This window comes from Collinsella sp. AM31-2AC (assembly GCF_003469285.1).
Classification (GTDB): domain Bacteria; phylum Actinomycetota; class Coriobacteriia; order Coriobacteriales; family Coriobacteriaceae; genus Collinsella; species Collinsella aerofaciens_AT.
The window spans coordinates 46892-72470 of record NZ_QSJB01000010.1 but is presented as its reverse complement, the minus strand read 5'-3'; the positions used below and the strand labels follow the sequence as shown (position 1 = coordinate 72470).

Genomic DNA, 25579 nt, shown 5'->3' with positions numbered 1-25579 from the left:
AGCCGCAAGGCGAAATTCGAAGGATATGCACACGATGTCGCAAAACGATCGAACTCAACTGATTCCCGATCCGCAGCAGCCAAGCAGGCACACCGGCGGCGTTCAGTCGCCGCGTCCTATCGCGCCGAGCCACGGTCAGCAGCGTGGTGCGGCAAACGCTTCGCAACGCCCGAACCAGCAGCGCCAGCAACGTCAGCAGCGCCAGGCAAACGGCAATACGCCCAAGCAGCCCCCCAAGCACGGTCGAGGCGATCGCGGCCCCGCGCGCAAACCCACCGGGAACAATAAGTCGGGCAAAAAGACGACGCTCTTTGTCCTCCTGGGTCTTATCGTCATTGTCTATATCGTAGGCGTCGTAGCGTTTTCGCAGGTAGCCTACCCCAACACCACCATCGCCGGCGTCGACGTCTCGTTCTCCAACGCTTCGTCTGCCGCCACCAAGGTCAACTCGGCGTGGAAGCACTATAAGCTCACCGTGGCGGGCGATGACTTTAGCTGGACCTATCAGCCCGAGTCCGATGAGCCCATCGTCGACGGCGAAGCTGCCGCAAAAGAGATCATCAACCACAACGAAGCCTTTGTATGGCCGGTCCGCCTTATGGAATCCTTAAGTGGCAAGACCAAAACAACCGCTACCTCCAACGAAGTCGATCTTGATCAAGACGTCGACCTGTCCATGCTCTCCGATACCTTTGACCAAAAGCAGTTTGAGAAGGATCTGGGCACCGCCATCGATGAGTTTAACGAGGGCCGTTCGGGCACGTTCGAGGCCAATAGCTCCTATGACGAGCAGGCCGGCAAGTTTACCGTCGAGAAGGCACGCTCCAACGAAAAACTCAACCGCGAGCATATCATTAAGTATGCCGAGCTCGAGCTTGCCTCGCTGGCCGAGACCGTAGATCTTTCCAAGCTCGGCAACGATGCCTATGAGCCGCTTAATGGAACGCTGACCGATGATCAGATTCAGTCCGCATGCGATGCCGCCAACAACTTCTTGGGCGTCAACGTGACCCTCAAGCTCAACGGCGAGGATGCCGGCAAGGTTGATGGCAGCTCCGTGTTGCAGTGGATCAGCTTTGCCGATCCGGCCAACCCCACGCTCGATACGTCGCAGATCAGCAGCTGGGCAGCCGAGCTCGCCAACGGCTTTAATACCGTGGGCTCCACTCGCTGGTGGACGCGCGCCGATGGCAAGCAGTGCGCCGTCGAAGGCGGCGACTTTGGTTGGTCCATCGACAGCAGCTCGCTCGCCAAGCAGGTCGAGGACGCCATTAACAACAAGCAGACCGGCGAAATCGAGATAAAGTACTCCCAGAAAGCCGACACCTTTACCGCAAAGGGAGAGCCCGACTGGAAGGCATACATCGATGTCGATCTGTCCGAGCAGCACGCGCGCTACTACGACGAGAGCGGCAATGTCGTATGGGAGGCCAACTTTATCTCGGGAAAGCCGGGTGATGACGCCACGCCCGAAGGCGTTTGGCAGATCAACAGCAACAACGGCGCCAGCAAGCTCATCGGTGCCAAGGACCCCGAGACCGGCAAGCCCAAATACGAGAGCCCGGTCAGCTATTGGATGCCGTTTGAGGGAAACATGGTCGGTTTCCACGATGCAACGTGGCAAAACGACAAGAGTTTCGACGATCCCAACTCCTACAAGTGGTGCGGCAGCCACGGATGCATCAACCTTCGCCTGGCCGACGCCAAGGCGCTGCACGATTGCATCAAAGTCGGCCTGTGCGTGGTTGTCCACTCGTAGTGCAACGCGCGCATTCATACAACATGCAACTGCTGCGACCAATCTAACAATTCCGAAAGATACCGTCCTATGCGCCTGCCCCAACCGGCGGGCGCATATACTTATCAAGGTTCTTTCTATAAAGGAGACGCTATGCCGAATGTCCCCAACATCACCCCGGGCCCGGATGATACCGAGCACACGCCCGAAGGTGCCACCGAAACGCTTCCTCTGATCACAGACGTACATGCCGACAAGGAGAGCGGACGCACGAACGATACGGCCGAGATTTCCGATGAAGAGGCATATGCCAAGCTCAAGGCAAAACGTGCCGAACGTCGACGCAAAAAGCTGATTCGACGCGGCATTGCCGCCGGCATCGTGGGTGTCATCGCGCTCATTGCTATTGTTGCAACCCTGGTTATCAATGCGCAGCCACAGGGCGATAGCAGGCCTGCGACCGACATGGTGACCGAGGGCACGTTTAGCACAACGGTCGAGGCAAAAGGCCAGCTCAAACCCATTTCGTCCTCAGTGGTCTCCCCTTCTGTCGACGGCACGGTCGATTCGATCAACGTGCAGGCCGGACAGAGCGTCAACGAGGGCGACGTGCTCATGACTATTAAGAACGACGCGCTCGATAACGCTGTTTCCGAGGCGCAGCGCGCGGTCGCGGCCGCCCAGGAAGACCTGAACAATGCAAAGGCGACGCTCGCGGCCGCACAGGCCGCACCGGCAACGGACGGTGACGGATCGACCGGCCCATCGGACGCAAGCACCAACGCAAATGCCGTCTCGACCGCCCAGCGCAACCTCGCCTCGGCCCAGGCAACGCTGGAGCAGGCAACTGCAAAGGCGGCCGAGCGCACCGTAAAGGCCCCCAGCTCGGGCAACATCGTCGAGCTCAACGCCAAAGTCGGTGCCACGGTGACCGGAGGCACGATCATGGGCGAAGGCGACACGAGCGGCGGCAAGCAGTGCATGCAAATCGCCGACCTGTCCAAGATGAAGGTAACGGTTCAGGTGGGCGAAAAGGATATCGCCAAAATTGCCGTGGGCCAAAGCGCCAACGTGACCTATCCCGCGTTTCCCGATATCGTGAGTCAAGGCACCGTCACGGCTATCGCCTCGGTGGCAAACTCTGACTCCGGCTCCGGTAGCGGCGGCAGCGTGACCTTTAACGTCGACATCCTCATCGAAGCACCCGACAGTCGCCTTAAGCCGGGTATGACTGCCGAGGTCTCGGTAGTGACCGAGAAGCTCGACGACGTGGTTATGGTGCCGACCATGGCGCTGATGACCGAAGATGGCGAGCACTATTACGTCAATCTGGCCACCGATTCGGAAGGCAAGAAGACGCGCCGCGTGAAGGTGACCGTCGTGACGCAAAACGACAACGAGGCTGTAGTCGGTAAGACGCAGGTCAAGCGCGACGACCAGGGCAACGAGATCAACCCAGACGTCCCGGTTACCAAGTTACGCGACGGCGACACCATCGTGACGGATACCGGCACAGGCATGACGGCAGACGGCGGCGACAATATGTCTGCCGACGAGGGCAAGTAATGCGTCCCGTCATCGACATCCGCAACGTGCACCGCATCTTTGAGAGCGAGGCCGGTTGCGCCCACATCCTGCACAACGTGAGCCTGGCGGTGAACCCCGGTGAGTTCGTCGCCATCACCGGCCCCTCGGGCTCGGGCAAGTCGACGCTCATGAACATCCTGGGCTGCCTGGACAAGCCGACGGCGGGTGATTATTTCCTGCAAGGGCTCAACGTCGCCGAGCTCGACGATGATGAGCTCACCGAGGTGCGCGCGCTGAGCATCGGCTTTGTCTTTCAGAGTTTTAACTTGCTGCCGCGTCTGACGGTGATCGAAAACGTCATGCTGCCGCTGTCCTACACCAATGTGCCGCGTAGCCAGCGCGAGATGCGCGCCGTGCACGCGCTGCAAGCCGTCACATTGCCGGTCGACCATTGGGACCACCGCATATCGGAACTCTCGGGCGGACAGATGCAGCGCGTCGCCATCGCGCGCGCCCTCGTCAACGACCCGCCCATCATTTTGGCCGACGAGCCAACGGGAAATCTAGACTCGACAACCGGGGCGCTCGTCATGGAAACCTTCCACAAGCTCCAGAAACGCGGCAAGACCATCGTACTCATCACGCATGACCCCGGCATCGCCGCCGAGGCCGATCGAGCCGTAACCATCCGTGACGGGCGAATCCATGACGGCGCATATGTCGCGCATACACCGAATACGTTACGCGGGGCCGTCAAAAACCTGCCCGCGATTTCTGCAACCACCAATCAGCCGAAAGGAGCGAAGGCATGAGCACCCGCGATCTTGTCCAAGAAGCCCTTCACTCGCTCGAGGCCAACAAGGGACGCAGCCTGCTCACCATCCTTGGCATCGTCATTGGCATCGCCTCGGTCATCGCCATGACTTCGCTCATCGGCGGCATCCAAAACAGCCTGGTCAACAGCCTGGGCCTCAATGCAGCCCGCATGGTAGAGATCTATTCGTCCCAAGAACTCACCGATTCGGATGTGGAAAAGCTTCGCAAACTGGTGCCGCAGATTGAGCAGATCGGCATCGTCGATAACGCCTATTCCGAGTATAAGGTCGGGGATAAAAGCTATACCGTCATGGCACACGGCGTCGATAGCGACATGCTCGATGCCGCGGGCGCCAGCAAGCTCGTTGCGGGACGTGTCTATTCACAGGCAGAGTCTCAATCAGGCTCGCGCGTGGCGCTCATCAGCCGCGGCGGCGCCGATCAGCTTTACGGCAACGAACAGGACGCACTGGGGAAAACCATCAAGGTGTCCAACGGCGAGGTGCAGATTGTAGGCGTGATTGATGGCGGCAGCGACTCCATGGGCTCGCTCACGCTGTATATGCCACGCGAAACCATCTCCGGCCTGTTTGGCGACGAGAATCCTTCATTTCCCAGCGTGACGGCACTTGCCGCCGAGGGCACAGACATGGACGAGCTCTGCAAGACCATCGAGTCTAAGGTGCGCGCGATGAAGGGCATCTCGGAGGATGATGAGTACGACAGCGTATCGGCGACCTCCATGAAAAGCGCCATCGATGCACTCAACTCGTTTATGGGCGCCTTCTCGCTCATCATGGGCGCTGTCGCCAGTATCTCACTGCTTGTCGGCGGAATCGGCATTATGAATATGATGCTTACCAACGTGACTGAGCGCATCCGCGAGATCGGTATTCGCCGTGCCTTGGGCGCCAGTCGCCGCGATATCACCGCGCAGTTTTTGGCCGAGTCCTCGGCGCTGTGCGTCACCGGTGGCCTGCTGGGTGTCCTGATTGGCTATCTGCTGGCCTGGGGCCTCGCGATGTTTGCCGCAGGATCAGGGGTTCTCAACGAGCTCGGTGCCAGTGGGGAGATCACACCGAGCTTTTCAATCGCCACGGTGCTGCTGGCCTTCGGCGTCTCCGTCGGCATCGGCGTAATCTTTGGCTTCTACCCCGCTCGCCGCGCGGCAAAGCTCAACCCGGTGGAGTGCCTACGCTACCAGTAAGCCACCACCAGCTACCAGTAAGCCACCACCAACAAGTTGCGGTGAATTAGGGACTGAATATGCTATCTAGCAGCAAAAACAGACACTATTTCACCGCAACTTATTGAAGGGCTGTTTGCGCCAGTTCTGGGCGTCGTCCTCGAGCTATTGATGGATGACGGGCTTGTACGGGTCGAGCTTGCTCGGGACGCTCCTCCTCGCGGGCGGGAGGGCGCGCTAGGCGCGGCAAGCGCCTAGCGCGCGAACTCCCGTAAGAGCGCGTCTTCCACTTCCCGAAGCGAAAGGGCCCCGCTTCCCTCGGCGGGACGGGTGACCACGATGCAGCGCGCTCCCACGTCGCGCGCGGCGGCGAGCTTCTCGGCCGTGCCGCCTACGGTTCCCGAGTCCTTAGTCACAAGCCACTGGGCGCCCACCTGCCGAAGCATCGCCTCGTTGAGCTCGCGGGTGAAGGGCCCCTGCATGCCGATGACGTGCGACGGCGAAAACCCCGCGTCGATGCACTTCGTTATAGCACCGGGCAGCGGGAGCACACGCACGAAGAAGCGCTCCGCGAAATCGGCGACGCTCGTGTAGGGAGCAAGCTCCTTGCTCCCCGTCGTGAGAAGCGCGCGACCCGGGTTCTCGGAGAGAAAGCGCGCCGCGCAGGCGATCGACGCGACCGGCACGACGCCTTTGGGCAGCGCCTCGACCGGGCGTGCAAGGCGCAGGCATCGTGCACCCACGGCGAGCGAAGCGGCCCGGATGTTGCCGCTTGCGAGCGTAGCGAAGGGGTGCGTGGCGTCGACAACGATGCACGCGCCGGAAAGCTCGCGCTCCATGTCGGCATCGTCGAGCCTGCCCGCATGCACCTCGATGCCCGGAAGCTCGCCCAAAAGCTCGCCTCCGTACTCGGTTGCCGCGTAGGCACGGGCGGGGATGCCCGCCCTGCTCGCCCATTCGCACAGAAGGCGGCCCTCGGTGGTGCCGGCGAAGATGCGCAGCGCCGGCGCGGATGCGGGCGCCGTCACTTCGGGCCGCCTGTGCGCGTGATCTGGTAGAGCAGCGCGTTCATAATGGCGGCCGCTACGGTCGAACCGCCCTTGCGACCCCTCGCGACGATGGCCGGAACGCGTCGTGCGAGTAGCTCCTCTTTCGCCTCGACCACGTTCACAAACCCGACCGGCACCCCAACGACGAGAGCGGGCGCGATCTTCCCCGCGTCCATGAGCTCGGCGAGGCGCAGAAGTGCTGTGGGAGCGTTGCCGACGGCCACGATGAGCGGACCCTCGATGCCGCAAGCTTTGTCCATGCTCGCAACGGCGCGAGTCGTGCCCGCGGCGCGCGCAGCCGCGGCGACATCAGGGTCGGCCATGAAGCACACGGCCTTGCAGCCGAGCTTCGCGAGCGCGGGCTTGCTTATGCCTGCGAGCGCCATGTTCGTGTCGGTGAGCACCGTGGCCCCTGCGCGCAGTGCGTCGAGCGCACAGTGCGCGGCGTCATGGGTGAACACGAGGGAATCGGCGTACGAGAAGTCGGCAGTGGTATGGATGACGCGCTTCACGACGGGCTCTTCGAACGGCGGGAACGTGCGGCCGCCGAGCTCTTCGGTGATGATCTCGAAGCTGCGCCGCTCGATGACGCCAGGCGCCATCTCCTTGGAATCCATCTAGTACTCCACTCCTTCTCTTGCACATATCCCCTGAGCGTAGGGGTGTTTCTCGCACCGCATCTCGGTTATGTAATCGGCCTTCTCCACGATCTTGCGGGAAGGCGCGCGCCCGGTGAGCGCTACTTCGACGCCGCGAGCGGACATATCGAGCGCGCGGTCCACGAGCGCCTCGTCGACAAGCCCCTTCGAAAGCGCGTCGAGCGCCTCGTCGAGCACGAGCAGCCCCTCCTGCGCGCCCTCGAGCTCGGCGAGCGCGGAAGCGAGGTTCCCATCGTGCAGCTCGCACGTCGCGGCAAGTTCTTCCGACGTCATCGACCAGGTAAACTTGTCCGACGCCTTCCCCGCGAACACGGGCACGCCGAAATGCTCGGCGAGCAGGCGCACCTCCCCGCTTTCGCCGTCTTTCAGGAACTGCACGACGACGACGCGGCGGCCTGCAGCGAGCATGCGAAGGGCAAGGCCCATCGCCGCCGTGGTCTTGCCTTTGCCGTCGCCATGATACACGTGGATCATACGCCCTCCTCGATAATGCGGTAGACATGCTCCATGTCGAGCGCCCCGCGCACGACGTCGGCCAGGCGGTCGAACTCGCGCGCACGGTGATCGGCCGCGGACGCCGCGCCCGCAGCACCCACGACGCTCTCGGGCAGGCCGCGCATGCGCGCGAGCGAGCGCGCGAGGGCGAGCGCCACACCCGGTTCGTCGAACAGGCCGTGGAGATAGGTTCCGAACACGTTTCCGCAGGCCGCGCCTTCTGGTTTGCCGCCAATCGTGCCCACAGGGGCGCAGGAGACGGTCGTTTCGCCGTCGTGAATCTCGTACCCGCGCGCCGTCATGCCGTTCCACACCGAGAACGCGCCTTGGGCGCCCGTGATGCGCAGTGCCGACTGGGCGAGGCGCTTTTCCTCCTTGAACACCGTACTTGCAGGGATGAGCCCGAGCCCGCGCGCGGTGCCAGCGCCTTCCCTGCCGTGCGGGTCGGAAAGCTCGTCTCCCAAAAGCTGGTAGCCACCGCATATGCCGAGCACCGGCGTGCCCGCGCCCGAAAGCGCGCGTACACAGGCCCCGATGCCGCTAGCCGCAAGCCAGCGCGCGTCGTCGAGCGTAGTCTTCGAGCCGGGAAGCACCACCAGGTCGGGTCGGCCCAGATCGGTCGTCGAGGAAACGTAGCGCACGCCCACGCCGGGCACGCGCGAAAGCGGGTCGAAGTCGGTGAAGTTCGACAGATGCGGAAGACGCACGACGGCGACGTCGATGACGCCGCGCGCCTCGCGGGCAGATAGGCGCGGCGCGAGCGAGTCCTCGTCGTCCAGGTCGAGCGTAAGATACGGCACGACCCCCACGACGGGAACCCCGCACATCTTCTCGAGCGGGGCCAAACCCGGGCGCAGGATTTCCACATCGCCGCGGAACTTGTTCACCACAAGCCCCCGCAAAAGCGCGCGGTCCTCGGGCGCAAGGAGCGCGACCGTGCCGTAGAGCTGGGCAAACACCCCGCCTGGGTCGATGTCGCCCGCGAGCAGCACGGGGGAGGACACGGCGCGCGCGAGCCCCATGTTGACGATGTCGTTTTCGGCAAGGTTGATTTCGGCGGGGCTGCCGGCGCCCTCGATGACGATGACGTCGTTTTCCTCCGCGAGCGAATCGAACGCCTCCAAAATCTGCGGCATGAGCGCCTTCTTTCGCGCGAAGTAGTCCCTCGCAGCGAAGGCTCCCTGCGCCTTGCCGGCCACGATGAGCTGGCTTCGGTGGCCGCTTTCAGGCTTGAGCAGGATGGGGTTCATGCGCACGTCGGGCGCGATGCCGCACGCCTCGGCCTGCATGATCTGGGCGCGCCCCATCTCGAGCCCGTCGGCCGTGACACCGCTGTTGAGTGCCATGTTCTGGCTCTTGAAGGGAGTCACGCGAAGGCCGTCCTGCGAAAGCACGCGGCACAGCCCCGCCGCAAGCAGGCTCTTCCCCGCGTTCGACATGGTGCCCTGGATCATGATGGGCTTGGCCCTACCCACGGGTATCGACCTCCTTCGCCAAGCCTCGGCCATCCGCGCCCGCCATAGCGCCGCCCCGTTCGTCGGGTTCGCCTTCGCCCGGTGCACCTTCCGCCCGAAGCGCGCGGCCGAACGCCATCGCAAGCCGGGCGTTCTCCTTGCGCGTGCGCACCGCGACGCGGCACCAGAAACGGGACAGTACCGAAAACGAGTCGCACGTGCGGACCAAAACCCCCTGATTATACAGGCGCTCGGGGATGTCTTTCGCCGGCGTGCGGACTAAAAGGAAGTTCGCATCCGACGGCACGACGGAAAGCCCGAGCGAGGAGAGCTCGTGGGAAAGCCACGCTCGCTCGCCCGCCAATACATCGCGCGTGCGCGAGACGTATTCAATGTCTTCCAGGGCGGCGATGCCCGCGGCCTCGGCGACCGAGGAGACGGGCCACGCCTGCCCCGCCCGGCGAATCCCCTCGATGAGTTGGGCGTTTCCGCTGATCAGATATCCCAACCGCAACCCCGCCATTCCGTAGAGCTTGGTGAACGCGGAGAGCACGGCCACATGGCGCGAACACGCGGCGCGTGCGGCCACGCTCCTTTCGCAGGCGTCAGGCGCAAATCCGAGGAAGCACTCGTCCACGACGAGCAGCGCGCCCACCTGCTCGCAGCGGCAAGCCGCGGCCTCGATCACGCTGGGGTCGACGAGGCGCCCCGTCGGGTTGTTCGGATTGCAGAGGTACGCTACGTCTCCCGGCCCCTCGATCGCGCGGGCGAAGGAGGCGGGCACGTCGAAGTCGTCCGCTTCGGAGAGCGGGAACTCCTGCACGCATGCGCCGTAGTACGATGCCGCCTCCGCATATTCAGAGAACGTCGGCGCGCACACGACGATGCGTTTCGGGCGCACCGCCGCGGCGAGCCGCCAGATGATGTCGGACGCGCCCGCGCCGCAGACGATAGTATCTTCGGGAATGCTCTGGTCGCGCGCTAGCGCGCGAACGAGGGCGAGGCTTTCCCTATCGGGGTAGGCGTCGATTCGAGAAAGCGCCTTGCAAGCTGCGGCGACGGCGCGCGGCGAGGGGCCTGCCGGATTCACGTTCACCGAGAAGTCAATGAGGTCGGAGGCACCCCCTTCGCAAGCGATGCCGAGCGATTGCGCGCTGCCCCCATGCGTGCGGGCGCGCAGGATTCCCCCGGCAGCCCGGGGCGCGGCGTGGTCTTTCCTCATGCCATCGCCCCCACGGCGAGCACGACCGCCGCGCGCGCGGCGCCGAAGACGACGAGCGCGCATACGGACGCGGCGAGCATGAGCCTTGTCGCCCGGGCGATGTCGCCCCACTCGATTTCGCGGGACGCGTCGCCTATCGTCGGTTTCTCAACGAGCTTGCCGAAATACACCGCGGGTCCTGCCAGGCGCAGTCCGAGCGCACCCGCGCACGCCGACTCGGTCTGCGCCGCGTTCGGGCTCGCATGGCGACGCCTGTCGCGGCGCCAGATGCACGCCGCCCCGCGCGCGTCGAGCCCGACGATCGGGCACACGGCGATCATGAACAGGGCCGATAACCGCGAGGGAATCCAGTTCACCGCATCGTCGAGGCGCGCCGAGGCGCAGCCGAAGTCGATGTAGCGCTCGTTTTTGTAGCCCACCATGCTGTCGAGCGTGTTCACCGCCTTGTACGCCATGCCCAAAGGCGCACCCCCGATCATAAGGTAGAAAAGCGGCGCGATGACACCGTCGCTCGCGTTCTCCGCCACCGTTTCCACGGCGGCGCGCGCGACGCCCTGCTCGTCGAGAACAGACGTGTCGCGTCCCACGATGAGCCCGACGGCTTCGCGCGCCGCGACAAGTCCGCCCTTCGAGAACGCGCGGGCAACGGCCAGGCTCTGGCGGCGCAGCTCGCATGCCGCGAGAATCTGATAGCTCGCCCATGCCTCGGCCACGAAGCGCAAGCCGGAGTGAACCATGCCGCAAAGATGCAGGATTCCCCAGGTCAAAAGCCCACACGCAAGCGGAAGCGCCACGGCGAGCACAAGCCCTGCGGCGCGCGTGCCCGCGGACGTTTGCGGGAATGCGCCCCGCAGGCGGCCTTCGGCCCACGTGATCGCGCGCCCCATGGCGACGACGGGATGGGGAAGCCAGCGCGGGTCGCCGAAGGCAAGGTCGGCCGCGAACCCGGCGGCGACGGCAAGAATCGTCATCACCGGGCATCGCCCCCCGAAGCGGGGCGAACGTCGCGAAGGCAGCGCCCATCCCAAGTGGCGGCCCATGCGCCGCCCGGCTCGGTATGCACGTCGAAGTATCCCATTTTCGGGACAGCTAGCTCGGAGAGCAGCGCTTTCACGGTACCCGCGTGAACGACGAAGACGGCGCGCCCACTCCCCTGGGCGCGCTCCGATTCGCACGCCTCCCGAAACGCCGCGATGACGCGGCGGGTGAAATCGCTCTTGCCCTCGCCATGCGGGCAGCGCGTCTCGCACCAGGAGTCTACCCAGGCGCGATAGCGCGCATCCTCTTTAAGCTCGGCGGCGCTTCGCCCCTCGAAGTCGCCGAAATCCATCTCGCGCAGACCGGGGCACGCCATAAGCTCCGCGTTCGGGAAGAGGATGCGCGCCGTCTGGTCGGTGCGGGCCATGCCGCTCGTGATAACACGGAACACGTCACGATCGCACGCGAGGTCGCGCAAAGCGCGCTCGCCCGCACTCGACAGGGGCTCGTCGGTGCCCGCCCCGCTGTAGCGATGGTCTTCCGTGCCCGCCGTGGCACCATGGCGCACGAAGACGACTTCCAAAAGCGCACCCGCGCCCTGCGTCCCTCGAGGTGCATCGGCAAGGTTTCCTTTGATGACCTGGGGAATCCCGCACGTCATGCGCACGACGACGTCGGCGCGCGCAGCGAGCGCGCATCCCAGGCGCCCCGCGCGCTCGCGCCATTGGGCGTCTTCCGCACTCATGGGGACGACCCCCGAGCCGACCAAGGGCAGAATCACTGCGTCGAAGCCGATCAGCCGCTCGAGCGCCCGGTCAGCGTCGAGCGCGCGTACGAGTTCCTCAGCACGGTATGCGACGCGGCCGGCAAAAGCCGCGGGCACGCCGCCCTCCGCAAGCTGCGCCGCGTCGACGAAATCGTCCGTCGCGAACCCGAGTTTTTCGCGCACGAAGGTCCTCTTCCCCGAATGCGCGCCACCTACCACGAGCATCATAGGAGCATGCCCCCCACCACCAGCATGGCAAGCATCGCGAGCTCGGCCCATTGCAGAAACCATCCGGCCAAATCCCCCGTCACCCCGCCGAAGCGGGACAGGGCAACATGGCGGTACCACGCGAGCACCAAAAGCCCCGCCACCGCCATAAAGGCGCCGACGGCCTGAGCGCACGCGACCATCCCTGCAGCCGAAGCCGCAGCGAAAGCGCAAAGCGGCACGACGATCGCCGCGCGCTTCTTCGCAGGCGAGAGCCCCGCGGCCATGCCGTCCGCCCGCGCGGCAGGCCAGCATTCAACGGCGAGTCCCGAAAGCGCGCGGGAGAACACGAGCGAGCACAGAAGCGCGAGGAACGCCCCCGCCGTAAGCGGCAGCGCGGTGAACAGGGAAAACTGCAGAATAAGGTACACAACAACACCGATGACCCCGAAGGCGCCCGCCCGCGGATCGTGCATGATCTCGAGCTTTCGCTCGCGCGGGGCCCAACTTGCAAGCGCATCGGAGGTGTCGCAGAGCCCGTCTAGGTGGATGCCTCCCGTCACCGCCACAGGCAGCGCCGCGAGCACGGCCGCGACGATGGTCGCGGGCACGCCGAGCAGGTTCGCCACGTGCCCCCACGCCGTCATGAGGAAGCCTTCCGCAAGGCCCACCAGGGGAAACGCGGCAAGTGCATGGGTTGACCCGAAATCGGTCCAGGCCGATTTCGGGACGGGGATGCGCGAGAACGTTCCGAACGCCGCGCCGATTGCCTCTGCTATCTTCACCTTGTAGGTCCTTCGCCTTTCATCCACACGGGAATCCCGCATACCACTTCGACTGCATGGTCGGCCAGCGCCGCCACGCCCGCGTTCACGCGCGCGAGCGCGCGCCTCCATGCCTCGGTCCCTTCATCGTAGCGCATCCCATCGGCGAACACGTCGACGGTGACCACCACCGTATACGCAGCGGCCTGAGCGAGCCGTTCGATGCCTCCGAGTACCTCGCGCGCCGCAGCGTCGGGGTCACGCGGGGACAAGCCGCCTTCCGCGAAGAGCTCGTTCGCAACCAGGTTGCCCACGTCCTCCAAAAGAAGTGTGCAGCCGCGCGGAAGCCCGGGCGCTGCGGCGCCCACGTCACGCGAGCACTCGAGGGTGGAAAACCCTTTGCCTTCGCGCAGCGCCCGATGGCGCGCGATGCGGCGGGCGCCATCTTCCCCGAAGGGCTCCATCGTTGCCAGGTACACGCGAGGGCCGTCGTGCCCGAGGCACAGGGACTCGGCGTAGGCGCTCTTGCCGCTCGCGGCGGCGCCGATGACGAGCGTCACCGTCATTTCCCGGCCTCGAAATGCTCGTAAGCAGCCATGCCAGTCGCCGTGAACGTCTTCCCATCCCGGTACACGCGCAGCGCCGAATCCAGAAGGGGGAGATACGCCATGGCGCCCGCGCCCTCGCCCAAGTGCATGCCTGCGTCGAGGGGCGCCTTTATGCCGAGCTCGAGAAGGAGCTCCCGGCTTGCGGGTTCGCTTGATGCGTGGGTGCCCACGAGGTAGCCCAAGGCGTTGGGGCACAGGCGCGCCGCGCACAGGGCCGCCGTGCAGGATATGACCCCGTCGAGGAGCGCCGGCGCCTTCGAGACCGCGGCCCCCAGGTAGAAGCCACACATCGCAGCGATGTCGAAGCCGCCCACCTTCGAGAGCACGTCGATCGGGTCGGCGGGATCGGGCGAGTTCGCGTCGATAGCGCGCTCGACCACGTCGCGCTTGCGCGCGAGCGAGGCGTCCGAGAGCCCCGCGCCGCGCCCGACAAGGCTCCGCGCGTCCGCCCGGATGAGCACTGCGGCCACCGCCGCCGAGGTGGTCGTGTTGCCGATGCCCATCTCGCCCGCGGCGAGAAGGCGCACGCCGGCGCGGGCAAGCCCGCACGCGACGGCGATTCCGACCTCGATCGCGCGCACGGCCCCATCGCGAGACATAGCGGAGCCGTGAGCGATGTTGCCGCTCCCCCGCCGCACGTTCGCGCGCACCATGCGCGCGTCTTCTATGCCCCGGGCCATACCTACGTCGACGGGCACGACCTCGGCACCCGCGAACGCCGCCATGCGGCAGGCGCTCGCGGCCCCCTCGCACATGTTGCGCGCGACGGCTCGCGTCACATCTTGCCCGCTTTGCGACACGCCTTCGGCAACGACCCCGTTGTCGGAGAAGAATACCGCGAGCGCACGGGGAAACTCGGCCACCTCGGCGCTCCCCTGAGCTGCGGCGATACACGCGACGGCGTCTTCAAAGTCGCCCAATCCCCCCAAGGGGTGCGCGATGGAGTCCCACGCGGCGTACGCGGCGGCACGGGCGCACTCGTCTGCGGGCGCGATCCGGGAAAGCGCGGCTTCGAGCACGGCGCCCGGCGCCGACGAGAACGCGCGCTCGACTTCCTCGCGGATGCAGGCAAGCGCGGTTTCGGTTGCTTCAGCCATGCCGCCTCCTCTCTGCGAACGACGCTGCAGCAGACGCGAACGCGCGCGCAACGTCGGGGTTCGCAGGATAGTACACATGCGGGAAGCCCGCCACCAGGGACGGGGTGGTCGTCATGCACGGCCAGCCCTTGTCGCGCCGGGGCTTCTGCGCCCAAAAGTCGCCGCCCGGGCAGGTGGACTGCCAGTAGTGGAACTCGTGCGCGCGGATGCGTGTGCCGCGCGGCCCGTAGAGCCCGTCGCGTTGGGAAGTAAGCTCCACGTACCCGAAATGGGACAGCCTTCCCCCGTTCTCGCTTGCGCCCTCAAGGGCGCCCGCAACAGGCCAGCGCCGCCCCTCGCTATCGGCGATTTCGCGCTGCAGGTACAGAAACCCACCGCATTCGGCAACCGTCGGCATGCCGGATTCCACCGCGCGCCGCACGGCCGCGCGCATCGGCGCGTTCTCGGAGAGCTGTCGCGCATGGAGCTCCGGGTAGCCGCCCCCCAGATAGAGGGCGCTTGTCCCCCGGGGCAACTCGCTATCACACAGGGGGCTGAAAAAGGCCAGCTCGCAACCCAGGTCCTCGAGCACGCGCAGATTCTCCTCGTAATAGAACGAGAACGCCTCGTCACGCGCGACGGCGACGATGGGCCGCGCTCCCGCGATCGGCTCCAACCGGTAAGGTTCCTCGCGGATATCGGGTGCCGTCGCCGCTATTTCGAGCAAGCGGTCGACGTCGATGCTCTTTTCCACCAGCTCGGCCATCTTGTCGATGCGCGCGAAGAGCTGCTCGACCTCGTCGGCGGTCACAAGCCCCAGATGCCGGCTTTCGAGCGAGAACGCCTCGTCGGCGGGGATATTCCCCAAAACCGCGACGCCCGTGTGCTTCTCGATCGCAGGCGCCGCGTAGGCGCAGGCAGCGGCGCTCGTCTTGTTCAGCACGACGCCGCGCACGTTCGCACAAGGCAGGAACTCGGCGATGCCGCGGATTACAGCGGCGAGCGATAAAGACGCCCCGCGCCCGTTCACCACTAAAACGACCGGCGTTTCCGTGTCGCGCGCAACCTGGTAGCTGCTCGCGTCGGCCACGCCGGGCGCCATGCCGTCGTAGAAGCCCATGACCCCCTCGAGCACCGCGACATCCGCGCCCGCGGCGCCGCGTGCGAGCAGGGCGCGCAGCGTCGGGGCGTCGGTGAAGAAGCCGTCTAAGTTGCCCGAGCGCGCACCCACGACGCGGCGGTGAAAGAGCGGGTCAATGTAGTCGGGGCCGCATTTGAAGGCCGCGCATGCAAGGCCGCGACGCGCGAGCGCGCGCAGGAGCGCGCACGTGACGACCGTCTTGCCGCTCCCGCTCGAGGGCGCAGCGACCATGAAGCGCGGGATGGACGTGCTCACCGGGCGCCACCTTCCCCACCTGCGGCGCTGCAGTTAGCAAGCGAGACCACCTCAACGGATGGGTTCCCCTCGACAGAGGGGTCCTCCCCGAAAGGCGACTCAGCAAGCGCGCCGACTTCGGCAAGCTCCTCGGCATCCGCGCTCGCACCGCGCGCACTGACGAGGAACACGGGGTTTTGCGCCTTCATAAGATGGTGCGAGCCTACAGCCTCGGCACGGGCGGCCGACACCTGGCACGCTTCGAACCCCTTAAAGCGCGAACCCGAGAGGAGCGCGCACGCCTCGGTGAGCGTCTCAACGGTGACGCATGGCACGCACAGGCGAACCTGCGAGTTCTTCTCGAGCGCCGCCTCCACGATGGAGGGAAGCTCGCCCGCGCTCCCGCCGACGAACACGGCGTCGGGGACGGGCAGTTTTGCGAGCGCTCCGGGGGCGACACCGGGGACCGCATGCACGTTGCCGCACCCGAATGCATCCGCGTTCTCTCGGATGAGCCGCACGCCGGCCGCGTTGCGCTCGACCGCCCATACCGACCCCGCTCGCGCGACGAGCGCCGCCTCGATCGACACGCTCCCCGTGCCGGCGCCGACATCCCACACGGTGTCGGTCGCGGTAAGGCGCAGCTTCGCGAGCGCGACGGCGCGCACCTCCTGCTTGGTCATGGGAACGTCGCCGCGGGTGAAGAGCTCGTCGGGAATGCCCGAGGAAGCGTACGGCCAGCGGGAGCTCGCGGCGCGGGATGCGCCCACAGAGTCCGCCGCGAAAGAAGCCGCCGCGGGCGCAGACGCGCCGGCCGGCGCCTCGGAGGCTGCGCTAGAGCCCGCAGGCGACCCGGCGCCGCCTGCGGGCTCGATAAGCATCACGTTCAAGTCGTCGAACGTCTGACCTGCGATTTCACTTGCGGTCGCGCAGGTGATGCGCTCGTCGGGGTACGACAGGCGCTCGGCCACCGTCACGCGCGCGTCCCCGAAGCCCGCCTGCACAAGCTCGCCCGAAAGCCGCGAGGGGTCTTCCCCGCCCGACGTGGCGAGGAAGAGCTCACCTGCGCGCTCGGCCTCGGCCACGATGTCGCACGCCACGCCGTGAGCGCTCGCGAAGCGCCAATCCTGCCATGGACGCGCGAGGCGCGCGGCGAGATACGACGCTGAGCTTATGCCGGGAATGACGCACACGTCCACCTGCGCGTCTCCGGAGAGCGCCTCCACCAGGCGGCGCGCGCCGCTGAACAGCCCCACATCGCCCGTCATCACGACCACGGCGCGCTGCCACGACGCCGCATCGGTGAGAGCGGCGACGATGTCCGCCGTCTTCACGAGCTCGCATCTCACCACATCGGGCGGTACGTCGATGCTGACAAGCGCGCGATGAGCGCCGATGACCACGTCGGCGATGTCGATCGCGTCGAGCGCCGCGCGCGAGAGCAAGTCGGGGTTTCCGGGCCCCGCCCCGATGATCGTTACCTTTCGCATGGAATCTCCCGATACCCGCGCGGCGTGACCATACGGCCGCCTACGCGCTTCGTGTCCGCGTTGCCGACGAACACGGTGGTGAACATGTCGGCGTCGAACTCCCCCAGCTCGGAGAGCCTGCACATGCCCGACTGCTGCCCCTCGCGCCCGATGTTGCGTACCCAGCCGCAGAGCGTGTCGGGGGCCTTCCATTCGAGCATAATCTTCGCCGCGCGCGAGAGCCTATCGGCGCGCTTTCTGCTGCGCGGGTTGTACAAACAGATGCAGAAGTCGGCGCTCGCCACGGCGGCGAGCCTGCGCTCGATGACCTCCCACGGCGTGAGCAGGTCGGAGAGCGACACGACCGCGAAGTCGTGGGCAAGCGGGGCGCCGAGCACCGCCGACCCGCTCTGAGCCGCGGTGGCCCCGGCGATAACTTCCACGTCTACATCGGGGTAGTCCTCAGCAAGCTCCAGCACGGGGCTCGCCATGCCGTACACGCCCGCGTCACCGCTGCACACAAGCGCCACGGCTTCTCCGCACTGCGCGCGCGAAAGCGCCAGGCGGCACCGTTCGACCTCGTGCATCATCGGCGTCGCGAGATGCGCCGCGTCGGGCACGGCGGCGAGCGCGAGCTCCACGTATTTCGTATACCCCACAACGATGTCGGCCGCCTCGAGCGCGCGCCGAGCCGCAATCGTCATGCCGTCGGGGCCGCCCGGGCCGATCCCCACCACGAAGAGCTTTCCCATCACCGCTCCTTAAACGAAAGTTCGATAGTTACCTTGGAAAACGCGACGGTCACGCCGCCGTGAGCGAGCTTCGGGAAGATAAGTTTGCCCCCGCCCGCGAGCGCCGCGCGCTCGCACACATTGTCGACCCCCACCGTCGCGCGCACGAAATCAGATGGCGAAACGCTACCTTCGACCTGCGACAACTCCTCTGCGGAATACGTCGCAAGCGGAATCTTGCGCGCGCGGCAGAAGGCGAGCAGACCCTCCTCGTGCGCCTTCACGTCGATCGTCGCCGCCTCGCGCACGGCCGAAGGCGAGATACCCGCCTGCCCGCACGCGAGAAGAAACGCCTCCCCGATCGCTTCGGCGCACGCACCGCGACGGCACCCTATGCCCGCAACGATGCAGGGCACGACAAGGCGAAGCGGCTCGGGCGCAGGCGCCTGCGCCCGCACGCCCGCCGGCTTCCCCGTCTCACCGGCGGGCACGACATCGCCCGTCGTCTCCGCTGCGCGAACGGACGCACCTGCATTCGCGCCAGCGAACGGCGACACGACAATATCGGCCCGAGCGCGGTCGGACGCAATGTCAACCCCCTCAGGCGGCTGTCCCGAAATCGGCATGTCGGAATAGAGCGCCACGCGCCCGCCCGAAAGCAGCCGCGCCGACACTCGCTTGATGGCCTCGGGATTCGAAACGGCGAGCCCCGCACAGCGCGCCCACGTATCCACCGCCCACACGCCGCGGACGTCGGTCGCCGTGGTGATGACGGGGATGGCCCCTGCCGCGCGTGCCACAGTTTGCGCAAGCTCGTTCGCACCGCCCAAATGCCCCGACAAAAGCGGGACGGCAAAGCGCCCCGCCTCGTCGATCGCCACAACCGCGGAATCGCTTGCCTTCGAGGCGACATGCGGCGCGATCGCCCGCACGGCGATGCCCGCCGCGCCCACGAACAGAAGCGCGTCCGACGCTTCCCACGCGAGCGCCGTCCATGCGCGCAGGTCGGCCTTCCCCTCGCCGAACCCGCGCGAAACGGAAACGTCCCAGCCAGGGTCATCTTCACCTGTCTGCGCGCAATCGGAAAGCGCGTGTGCGGTGCGCTCCGCCAACGCATACCCCCTCTCAGTGAACGCTATGCAGGAAACCCTCATCTAGCGCACCACCATCGTCGAGAAGTAGCTGCCCCGATCGGGCACATCGTCGACCGAGCGGTACACGCGCTCGCCCGGAAGCCCACAGTCCTCTACGAGCTCGGCACCGTCGAAGGCGCCCTCCTCGCGAAGGATGCACTTCGTGTCCGCAAGCGAGCGGCGCGCCTTCATGACCACCTTCGTCCCCGGCCAGCCGATTGCGCGGCGCACGTCGTCGTAGCCGCCGGGCACGATGTGCAGAGGCGACGACATCTCGGGCGTGAGGTCGCGCTCGAGTGCCGCGGCGACCGCGCAGAAGCTCGGCACGCCGGGAATGGCGCGCGCCTCGAACCCGCAGGCGCGCACGTCGGGCGCTATGCGCTGGAAGGTGGCGTAGATGCTCGGGTCCCCCAGGTTCAGCAGCGCGACGTCGCGGACCGCATCCAGGTGCGCGACAAGCTCGCGAACAAGCGAGGCATGCTCGGCCGCGCGGCACTCGGCGTCGCGCGTCATCGAGAATCGCACGGGGATCACCGTCTTGCCTGTAAGGTCGACGGCGCCGCGCACGATGTCGAGCGCGACCATGGCCCCGTCCGCCGTCTGCGGTGCGGCGATGACCGGACACGATTCGATTGTGCGGACGGCCTTGATCGTGAGCAGCTCGGGGTCGCCAGGCCCCGTGCCCACCCCGTACAGCACGCCTTTACTCATACGTAGCCCCCAATTCCCCGATAACTGCATCGGCGCCCGACGTGCGGAAAAGCTCGCGGCGCTCGGCGTCGAACACGACCGCGGCGATGTCGCATGCGCCCGCCGCGCGGCGGCGCAACCTGTCATCGATTGCCGCAGCGAGCGAGGCGCGCGCAGCGTCCCCCACGCCGGCGGCCTCGATTACCTCGAGCGCCGCCGTGGTCGTGACCGACGACATGATCTCGCGCACGGTCTTCGTTCCCGCGCCGGCCAAGGCCGCGTGGGCGGCCAGAATCTCCGCGCGGCAGTCGGCGGTACGCGAATGGGTGTCCATGATGCCGCCCGCGACCTTCACCAGCTTGCCGATGTGTCCCACAAGAAGGACATTGGTAAATCCCTCGCGAACGCAGCAATCAATCGCATCGCCCACAAAGTTGGAGATGAAGACCACCGGCGCACCGTTTAGGTGAAAATGCCCCGAGATGAACTGCGCGCCGTAGTTGCCGGGCGTGAGCACAACTCCGCGCCGCCCCATAGCCGCATGCTGCCGGATCTCGAGCTCGATACTGTCGCGCAAGGCAGCGAGGCTGCGCGGCTCGACGATGCCCGTCGTGCCCAGGATGGAAATGCCGTCCTCTATCCCCAGGTGTGGGTTGAAGGTCTTTTCGGCAAGGGCAACACCCTCGGGTACCGAAATCGTCACAGCAATATTTCCAGAAAAGCCGTGCGCGGCGCACACCTCGCGCACCGCCGAAGTGATCATCGCGCGCGGCGTCGCGTTGATAGCGGCCGACCCCACCGGCTGCTCGAGCCCGGGCAACGTCACGCGCCCCACGCCCACGCCGCCATCGACGGAAACTTCCGATTCGCGCGCGGGCACGCCCTTGCTGCCCGCAGCGCCCGTGCCCGACCCCGCATGTTCCACGCGCGCGTACACGAGCACGCCGTCGGTCACATCGGCATCGTCGCCTGCGTCCTTTCGCACGGCGCACTGGGCGCACCCCTCGCCGATACATGCGTCAACCACGTCCGTCTCGACAGGCAGCCCGCCGGGGGTGACGATCGACACGCGGCCGACGGGCTTTCGTGACAAGAGCATCTCGCAGGCCGCCTTCGCCGCGAGCGCGGCGCAGCTCCCCGTGGTGTAGCCGCAGCGCAGGCGGGTCGTCCCGGTATATATGTAGTGCTCGAAGGCCACGCTAGCTGCTCGCCTTTCGATACCCCGTGGCAAACGAAGGGTCGTAAAGCTTGCTGCGCTCGTACGACTCCGCTTGCGCGCCGTTGTGCGCAAGCCCGCCACGAGCTCCGAGCACGCGGCCCACCACCACGAGCGCCGTGCGGTCGATGCCCTCTCGCGCGCCCGCATCGGCGAGCGTGCCCACTGTGCATCGCACCACGCGCTCCTCAGGCCAGGTCGCCTTGTACACGAGCGCCGCCGGCTCGTCGGAGCTGCGGCCCGCGCCTAAAAGCTCGGCGGAAAGCTCGGCGAGCATACCCGAGCTCAGGAAGATGACCATAGTCGAGCCGCTTTCCGCCATGGTGCGCATGCCCTCGCCCGCGGGCATGGGGGTACGTCCGGAAAGCCGCGTGATCACGACCGACTGGCTGATTCCCGGCAGCGTGTATTCCTGGCGAAGCGCCGCCGCGGCACCGCAAAAGCTCGACACGCCGGGCACCACCTCGTAGTCCACGCCGCGCGCGTCGAGCGCGTCCATCTGCTCCTGGATGGCGCCGTACAGGCACGGGTCGCCCGTGTGCAGGCGCACCACTTCCTCGCCCCGCGCATCCGCCGCGCACATCACGTCGAGCACTTCCTCCAAGGTCATGTGCGCGCTGTCGTAGACGACGCAGGATTCCTTGCACTCGGCGAGCAGCTCGGGGTTCACAAGGCTTCCCGCCCAAACGACCACGTCGGCCGCGCGCAGAAGGCGCGCCCCGCGCAGCGTGATAAGGTCGGCGGCGCCCGAGCCTGCGCCAACGATATGAATCATCCGAGCCTTCCCTTCCCGTTTCTCATCGCAACCGTTTACGCCGCCATTCGCGCAGCGGGCAAAACACGGCGCCTGCGGCAGCAATCGGCGCAAATACGCAGGCAGGAGGCGCAATGTCGCCCGCCCTGGCTTTGACACGTTCACAAGTGCCCACTATCATAGTAAAAGTTTCGGCAACGAGCATATGACAATCGGATAAAAGGAAATGACCGGCGCGGCGCCCGCACAGCCCGCGCTGGCTTGCGGAGGGAACCAGGTGGGAATCCTGGGCAAGGGACATTACTGTATAGGACGCGCGGGCGAACCGCCTCGCGCCCCAAGCCAGACTGCTTCGCCTTTTCCTCACGGCATCGCCGTGGCGTTAGCTCCTTGTGAACCCCGAGGGGTGCGCTTTTCTTTCGCTTGTGCCGACAAGCAACTGTCGCCGGGGGACCGGCAAACCGAGGAAAGGAAAAACCATGTCCGACCAGATGTCACGCCGCGGCTTCATGGGCGCCGCAGCAACCGGAGCCGTCGCGCTCGCCGGAGTCGCGCTCGCGGGCTGCTCCAACACCTCCGCGAGTTCCGAGAAATCGAGTGAAAAGGAGAAGGCCGTGAAGCCGGTCATCCTCGTCACGAGCTTCGGTACGAGCTACAACGACTCGCGCCACATCACCATCGGCGCCATCGAAGACGCTATCCGCGAGAAGTACTGGCAGGACTACGACATCCGCCGCGCCTTCACCGCGCAGATCATCATCGACAAGCTGAAGAAGCGCGACGGCATCACGATCGACAACATGACCGAGGCGCTCGACCGCTGCGTGGAAGACGGCGTGAAGGAAATCGTCGTGCAGCCGACGCATCTCATGGGTGGCCTGGAATACACCGACGTGAAAGACGAGCTCGACAAGTACGCCGACAAGTTCGACAAAATCTCGCTCGGCGACCCGCTGCTCACCTCCGACGATGACTACAAGAAGGTGGCCGCAGCCATTAAGGAGAACATGGCGTCCTTCGACGACGGCAAGACGGCGCTGTGCCTCATGGGCCACGGCACCGAAGCCGATTCCAACGCCGACTATGCCAAGATGCAGGAAGTGTTCAAGAACGAGGGCTTGACGCAGTTCTTCGTCGGCACCGTCGAGGCTGAACCGACCTGCGAGGATGTTATCGCCGCCGCGAGCGCCGCAGGCTACAAGAAGGCCGTGCTCGCGCCGTTCATGGTGGTCGCGGGCGACCACGCGAACAACGACATGGCAGACGAGACCGACCCCGACAGCTGGGCTGCGAAGTTCGTGGCCGCCGGCTTCGAAGTGACGTGCCTGCTCCAGGGTCTGGGACAGAACGTCGCGGTCGACGACATCTACGTCTCGCACGTGGACGACGCCATCGCCAAGCTGTAAACTCGCCGCGCACGGGGGCGCCGGTCGCGTCCCCGTGCAACGGGCATGCGCCTTTCCCCGACGACGACGCATGCCCGTTGCATTCGCATCCCGCCCGCCCACCGCACGGCGCGGGCGGTCGAAGCGATTGAAAGGAACCCCTCCATGTTGAAGAAAACCCTCGTCTTCGCCCTGTCGGCGGCGCTTCTCGCGTTCTCGCTCGCCGGCTGCGCCGGAAATTCAAGCGACAGCGCAAAGGCAAGCAATACCGATTCCCAGGAAAAGACCGAGCAGGCGGCCGATGCGACCGAGGGCGCAAGCGCTGCCCCCATCACCGCCGACAAGGTGGCCGACGGCACCTATCCGATCACCGTAGATTCCAGCTCGAACATGTTCAGGATTGTGGACGCCCAGCTCATCGTGGAAAACGGCTCCATGCACTGCGTGATGACGCTTTCCGGCACGGGCTACGGCAAGCTCTTCATGGGCACGGGCGACGAGGCTGCCGCCGCGAGCGAGGCCGACTTCATCCCCTATGTGGAAAACGCGGAAGGCAAGTACACCTACGACGTGCCCGTTGATGCGCTCGACGAGGACACCGCCTGTGCCGCGTGGAGTATTAGAAAAGAGCAGTGGTACGACCGCACGCTTGTGTTCGAATCCGCCGGCGTCGATCTGCGCGCCGACGCACTGAAGTAACGCCATGCGGTTGATTCTCCCCAAGGGGGAAAACAGGAAGCGCCACAGCATCGCGGCGCGCGCGATCACCTGCGTTCTCGTCGCCCTGCTCGCGCTTCCCTTCGCGGGGTGCAGTGCGAGCCCGAACGCGACCGGTGGCACGGCGGGCTCTCAGGAATACACTGTGAATGTCTCGCTTTCCGGCGGGTCAGGGCGCGCAAGCATCGCCTCACCCACCACAATTGTGAAGGATGGCGACACCTACACCGCGACCATCACCTGGTCGAGTTCGAACTACGACAAGATGACCGTCGACGGCGTGGACTACGCACCCGTAAACGACGGCGGCAACTCCACGTTCGAGATACCCGTCACGCTCGACGAGGACATCGCCGTGTCGGCCGAGACCGTCGCCATGTCGACGCCGCACACCATCGACTACACGATCCACTTCGACTCATCCACCATGAAGGAGAAATCGGGCGACGATGCAAGCGGCGGCTCCCCTGCGGGAACGGCTTCAAGCGCCGCGGCCGACTTCCACAACGCCGATTTGGGCTGTGGCTGGGAGCCGACGGGGGCGCTTCAGCTTGAATACGCCGAGCACTTCACTGTCGACGAGTTCGAAGGCGGTCTGCGGCTTATCTGCGTTTCGAATGGGGAGCGTTTCCTCGTGGTGCCGCAAGATGCGAAGGTACCTGATGGGTTGAGCTCCGACATCGCGGTCATAAGGCGCCCCGCCGACAAGGTGTACCTCGTGTCGTCGGCGACGATGTGCCTGGTCGACGCGCTCGATGCGAACGACAATATCATCATGTCGGGCACGAAGGCCGACGATTGCTCGGTCGCAGGCTTCAAAAGCGCGCTCGAAAGTGGGGCGATCGCCTACGGCGGCAAGTACAGCGCGCCCGACTACGAGCGAATATCGGCCTCGGGCTGCACGCTCGCCATCGAGAACACCATGATCAACCACACGCCCGATGTGAAGGAAAAGCTGCAGAAGCTCGGGCTCGTCGTGCTCACCGAACAGTCGTCGAGCGAGCCCGAAGCACTCGGGCGCGTCGAGTGGATTAAGCTTTTCGGCGTCCTGTTCGACAAGGAAGACGAGGCCGCGCACCTGTTCAACGAGCAGAAGGCCCGCGTCGAGCAAACGTCGGTGCTCGCGTCGTCAGGTAAAACCGTGGCGTATTTCTACATTAACTCGAACGGGGCCGCCGTCACGCGGCGGGCGGGCGACTACGTGGCGCAGATGATCGAGCTTGCAGGCGGCAGTTATGCGCTCGATGACGCGCAGACGGCGTCGACGTCAGGTTCGTCAGTAACGCTCGAAATGGAGCGCTTCTACGCGACGGCGAAGGATGCCGACATCATCGTCTACAACGGCACCATCGACGAATCGGTTGCCACCTTGAACGACTTCGTAGGCAAAAACGCGCTATTGTCGCAGTTCAAAGCCGTGAAGAACGGCAACGTCTGGGTCACAAGCGCCGACATGTACCAGCAGATGACTTCTACCGCCGACATTATCGACGAGCTTCACGGGGCGTTCACCGGCGATGACGCGAGCGACTTCCATTATCTGAGGAAGCTCGGTTAGCGCCAT

Annotated in this window: 24 protein-coding genes; 7 read left to right on the top strand and 17 right to left on the bottom strand. The window is 65.7% G+C overall.

From position 1 onward, the window contains the following. The first annotated feature begins 34 nt into the window (after positions 1–34). From DW796_RS06220 to DW796_RS06205, 4 genes are all read left to right on the top strand, one after another. Positions 35–1759 (top strand): L,D-transpeptidase, encoded by a 1725-nt coding sequence (locus tag DW796_RS06220; RefSeq protein ID WP_158567703.1) that lies wholly within the window; start codon positions 35–37, stop codon positions 1757–1759. A gap of 132 nt (positions 1760–1891) precedes the next feature. Further along, complete coding sequence (locus DW796_RS06215; protein WP_158567702.1) at positions 1892–3304, top strand: efflux RND transporter periplasmic adaptor subunit; 1413 nt, start codon at positions 1892–1894, stop codon at positions 3302–3304. Next, complete coding sequence (locus DW796_RS06210; protein WP_055250391.1) at positions 3304–4077, top strand: ABC transporter ATP-binding protein; 774 nt, start codon at positions 3304–3306, stop codon at positions 4075–4077. The genes DW796_RS06215 and DW796_RS06210 overlap by 1 nt, the downstream gene beginning before the upstream one ends. Further along, positions 4074–5288, top strand: coding sequence for an ABC transporter permease (locus DW796_RS06205; RefSeq protein WP_118094585.1), 1215 nt, complete (start codon positions 4074–4076; stop codon positions 5286–5288). Before DW796_RS06210 ends, DW796_RS06205 begins: the two co-directional genes overlap by 4 nt. 233 nt (positions 5289–5521) lie before the next feature. Here DW796_RS06205 and cobK read toward each other — a convergent pair whose 3' ends face one another. The 17 genes from cobK to cobM are packed head-to-tail and all read right to left on the bottom strand — an operon-like array spanning position 5522 to position 21934. Further along, the gene (gene cobK / locus DW796_RS06200) at positions 5522–6295 is read right to left on the bottom strand and encodes a precorrin-6A reductase (RefSeq protein ID WP_118094584.1); all 774 of its coding nucleotides are present in this window, start codon (positions 6293–6295) and stop codon (positions 5522–5524) included. Further along, entirely contained in the window at positions 6292–6933 is a 642-nt protein-coding gene (locus DW796_RS06195) for a precorrin-8X methylmutase (RefSeq protein WP_118094583.1), read from the bottom strand. The genes cobK and DW796_RS06195 overlap by 4 nt, the downstream gene beginning before the upstream one ends. Continuing rightward, positions 6934–7449, bottom strand: a complete 516-nt coding sequence (locus tag DW796_RS06190; protein WP_118094582.1) for a cob(I)yrinic acid a,c-diamide adenosyltransferase — start codon at positions 7447–7449, stop codon at positions 6934–6936. Next, a complete protein-coding gene (locus DW796_RS06185; RefSeq protein WP_233539687.1) occupies positions 7446–8945 on the bottom strand; it encodes a cobyric acid synthase in 1500 nt (499 codons plus the stop codon). The genes DW796_RS06190 and DW796_RS06185 overlap by 4 nt, the downstream gene beginning before the upstream one ends. Beyond that, on the bottom strand, positions 8938–10146 hold the full coding sequence (locus DW796_RS06180; RefSeq protein WP_158567701.1) for a histidinol-phosphate transaminase: 1209 nt from the start codon (positions 10144–10146) through the stop codon (positions 8938–8940). Before DW796_RS06180 ends, DW796_RS06185 begins: the two co-directional genes overlap by 8 nt. Then, positions 10143–11117, bottom strand: a complete 975-nt coding sequence (gene cbiB / locus DW796_RS06175) for an adenosylcobinamide-phosphate synthase CbiB (protein WP_118094579.1) — start codon at positions 11115–11117, stop codon at positions 10143–10145. Before cbiB ends, DW796_RS06180 begins: the two co-directional genes overlap by 4 nt. Then, positions 11117–12181 carry a histidine phosphatase family protein gene (locus tag DW796_RS06170; protein WP_233539686.1) on the bottom strand — a complete coding sequence of 355 codons (1065 nt, stop codon included), beginning with the start codon at positions 12179–12181 and terminating at the stop codon, positions 11117–11119. The genes cbiB and DW796_RS06170 overlap by 1 nt, the downstream gene beginning before the upstream one ends. Then, complete coding sequence (locus DW796_RS06165; protein ID WP_158564339.1) at positions 12115–12882, bottom strand: adenosylcobinamide-GDP ribazoletransferase; 768 nt, start codon at positions 12880–12882, stop codon at positions 12115–12117. The genes DW796_RS06170 and DW796_RS06165 overlap by 67 nt, the downstream gene beginning before the upstream one ends. Beyond that, entirely contained in the window at positions 12879–13427 is a 549-nt protein-coding gene (locus DW796_RS06160) for a bifunctional adenosylcobinamide kinase/adenosylcobinamide-phosphate guanylyltransferase (protein ID WP_117564099.1), read from the bottom strand. Before DW796_RS06160 ends, DW796_RS06165 begins: the two co-directional genes overlap by 4 nt. Further along, on the bottom strand, positions 13424–14566 hold the full coding sequence (locus DW796_RS06155) for a nicotinate-nucleotide--dimethylbenzimidazole phosphoribosyltransferase (RefSeq protein ID WP_118094577.1): 1143 nt from the start codon (positions 14564–14566) through the stop codon (positions 13424–13426). Before DW796_RS06155 ends, DW796_RS06160 begins: the two co-directional genes overlap by 4 nt. After that, complete coding sequence (locus DW796_RS06150) at positions 14559–15941, bottom strand: cobyrinate a,c-diamide synthase (protein ID WP_233539685.1); 1383 nt, start codon at positions 15939–15941, stop codon at positions 14559–14561. The genes DW796_RS06155 and DW796_RS06150 overlap by 8 nt, the downstream gene beginning before the upstream one ends. Then, positions 15938–17410 (bottom strand): precorrin-6y C5,15-methyltransferase (decarboxylating) subunit CbiE, encoded by a 1473-nt coding sequence (gene cbiE / locus DW796_RS06145; protein WP_118094576.1) that lies wholly within the window; start codon positions 17408–17410, stop codon positions 15938–15940. Before cbiE ends, DW796_RS06150 begins: the two co-directional genes overlap by 4 nt. Next, positions 17398–18141 (bottom strand): precorrin-3B C(17)-methyltransferase, encoded by a 744-nt coding sequence (cobJ, locus tag DW796_RS06140; RefSeq protein WP_117776479.1) that lies wholly within the window; start codon positions 18139–18141, stop codon positions 17398–17400. Before cobJ ends, cbiE begins: the two co-directional genes overlap by 13 nt. Next, the gene (locus DW796_RS06135) at positions 18141–19232 is read right to left on the bottom strand and encodes a cobalt-precorrin 5A hydrolase (protein WP_233539684.1); all 1092 of its coding nucleotides are present in this window, start codon (positions 19230–19232) and stop codon (positions 18141–18143) included. The genes cobJ and DW796_RS06135 overlap by 1 nt, the downstream gene beginning before the upstream one ends. Before the next feature lie 42 nt (positions 19233–19274). Beyond that, positions 19275–19964 (bottom strand): precorrin-2 C(20)-methyltransferase, encoded by a 690-nt coding sequence (cobI, locus tag DW796_RS06130; RefSeq protein ID WP_118094575.1) that lies wholly within the window; start codon positions 19962–19964, stop codon positions 19275–19277. Then, a complete protein-coding gene (gene cbiD, locus DW796_RS06125; protein ID WP_222847474.1) occupies positions 19957–21141 on the bottom strand; it encodes a cobalt-precorrin-5B (C(1))-methyltransferase CbiD in 1185 nt (394 codons plus the stop codon). The genes cobI and cbiD overlap by 8 nt, the downstream gene beginning before the upstream one ends. A gap of 1 nt (position 21142) precedes the next feature. After that, the gene (cobM, locus tag DW796_RS06120) at positions 21143–21934 is read right to left on the bottom strand and encodes a precorrin-4 C(11)-methyltransferase (protein WP_117765632.1); all 792 of its coding nucleotides are present in this window, start codon (positions 21932–21934) and stop codon (positions 21143–21145) included. Positions 21935–22392: 458 nt separating this feature from the next. Between cobM and DW796_RS06115 the strand changes: the two genes are divergently transcribed. From DW796_RS06115 to DW796_RS06105, 3 genes are all read left to right on the top strand, one after another. Further along, positions 22393–23319: a sirohydrochlorin cobaltochelatase gene (locus DW796_RS06115; protein ID WP_022094564.1), complete on the top strand. Its 927-nt coding sequence runs from the start codon at positions 22393–22395 to the stop codon at positions 23317–23319. A 144-nt stretch (positions 23320–23463) separates the two neighbouring features. Then, a complete protein-coding gene (locus tag DW796_RS06110; RefSeq protein ID WP_089571779.1) occupies positions 23464–23997 on the top strand; it encodes a hypothetical protein in 534 nt (177 codons plus the stop codon). A gap of 4 nt (positions 23998–24001) precedes the next feature. Beyond that, positions 24002–25573 (top strand): ABC transporter substrate-binding protein, encoded by a 1572-nt coding sequence (locus DW796_RS06105; protein ID WP_147351021.1) that lies wholly within the window; start codon positions 24002–24004, stop codon positions 25571–25573. Positions 25574–25579: the final 6 nt, after the last annotated feature.

Excerpts from the sequence above, each read along its gene's own strand:
- DW796_RS06115 (WP_022094564.1), top strand. The coding sequence starts at position 22,393 with ATGTCCGACCAGATGTCACGCCGCGGCTTCATGGGCGCCGCAGCAACC.
- cobM (WP_117765632.1), bottom strand. The coding sequence starts at position 21,934 with ATGATTCATATCGTTGGCGCAGGCTCGGGCGCCGCCGACCTTATCACG.
- DW796_RS06155 (WP_118094577.1), bottom strand. The coding sequence starts at position 14,566 with ATGGCTGAAGCAACCGAAACCGCGCTTGCCTGCATCCGCGAGGAAGTC.
- cbiB (WP_118094579.1), bottom strand. The coding sequence starts at position 11,117 with ATGACGATTCTTGCCGTCGCCGCCGGGTTCGCGGCCGACCTTGCCTTC.
- DW796_RS06160 (WP_117564099.1), bottom strand. The coding sequence starts at position 13,427 with ATGACGGTGACGCTCGTCATCGGCGCCGCCGCGAGCGGCAAGAGCGCC.
- DW796_RS06105 (WP_147351021.1), top strand. The coding sequence starts at position 24,002 with ATGCGGTTGATTCTCCCCAAGGGGGAAAACAGGAAGCGCCACAGCATC.
- DW796_RS06195 (WP_118094583.1), bottom strand. The coding sequence starts at position 6,933 with ATGGATTCCAAGGAGATGGCGCCTGGCGTCATCGAGCGGCGCAGCTTC.
- DW796_RS06180 (WP_158567701.1), bottom strand. The coding sequence starts at position 10,146 with ATGAGGAAAGACCACGCCGCGCCCCGGGCTGCCGGGGGAATCCTGCGC.
- cobI (WP_118094575.1), bottom strand. The coding sequence starts at position 19,964 with ATGAGTAAAGGCGTGCTGTACGGGGTGGGCACGGGGCCTGGCGACCCC.
- cbiE (WP_118094576.1), bottom strand. The coding sequence starts at position 17,410 with ATGCGAAAGGTAACGATCATCGGGGCGGGGCCCGGAAACCCCGACTTG.
- cobJ (WP_117776479.1), bottom strand. The coding sequence starts at position 18,141 with ATGGGAAAGCTCTTCGTGGTGGGGATCGGCCCGGGCGGCCCCGACGGC.
- DW796_RS06205 (WP_118094585.1), top strand. The coding sequence starts at position 4,074 with ATGAGCACCCGCGATCTTGTCCAAGAAGCCCTTCACTCGCTCGAGGCC.
- DW796_RS06110 (WP_089571779.1), top strand. The coding sequence starts at position 23,464 with ATGTTGAAGAAAACCCTCGTCTTCGCCCTGTCGGCGGCGCTTCTCGCG.
- DW796_RS06190 (WP_118094582.1), bottom strand. The coding sequence starts at position 7,449 with ATGATCCACGTGTATCATGGCGACGGCAAAGGCAAGACCACGGCGGCG.
- DW796_RS06215 (WP_158567702.1), top strand. The coding sequence starts at position 1,892 with ATGCCGAATGTCCCCAACATCACCCCGGGCCCGGATGATACCGAGCAC.
- DW796_RS06170 (WP_233539686.1), bottom strand. The coding sequence starts at position 12,181 with ATGGTTTCTGCAATGGGCCGAGCTCGCGATGCTTGCCATGCTGGTGGT.
- DW796_RS06210 (WP_055250391.1), top strand. The coding sequence starts at position 3,304 with ATGCGTCCCGTCATCGACATCCGCAACGTGCACCGCATCTTTGAGAGC.
- DW796_RS06220 (WP_158567703.1), top strand. The coding sequence starts at position 35 with ATGTCGCAAAACGATCGAACTCAACTGATTCCCGATCCGCAGCAGCCA.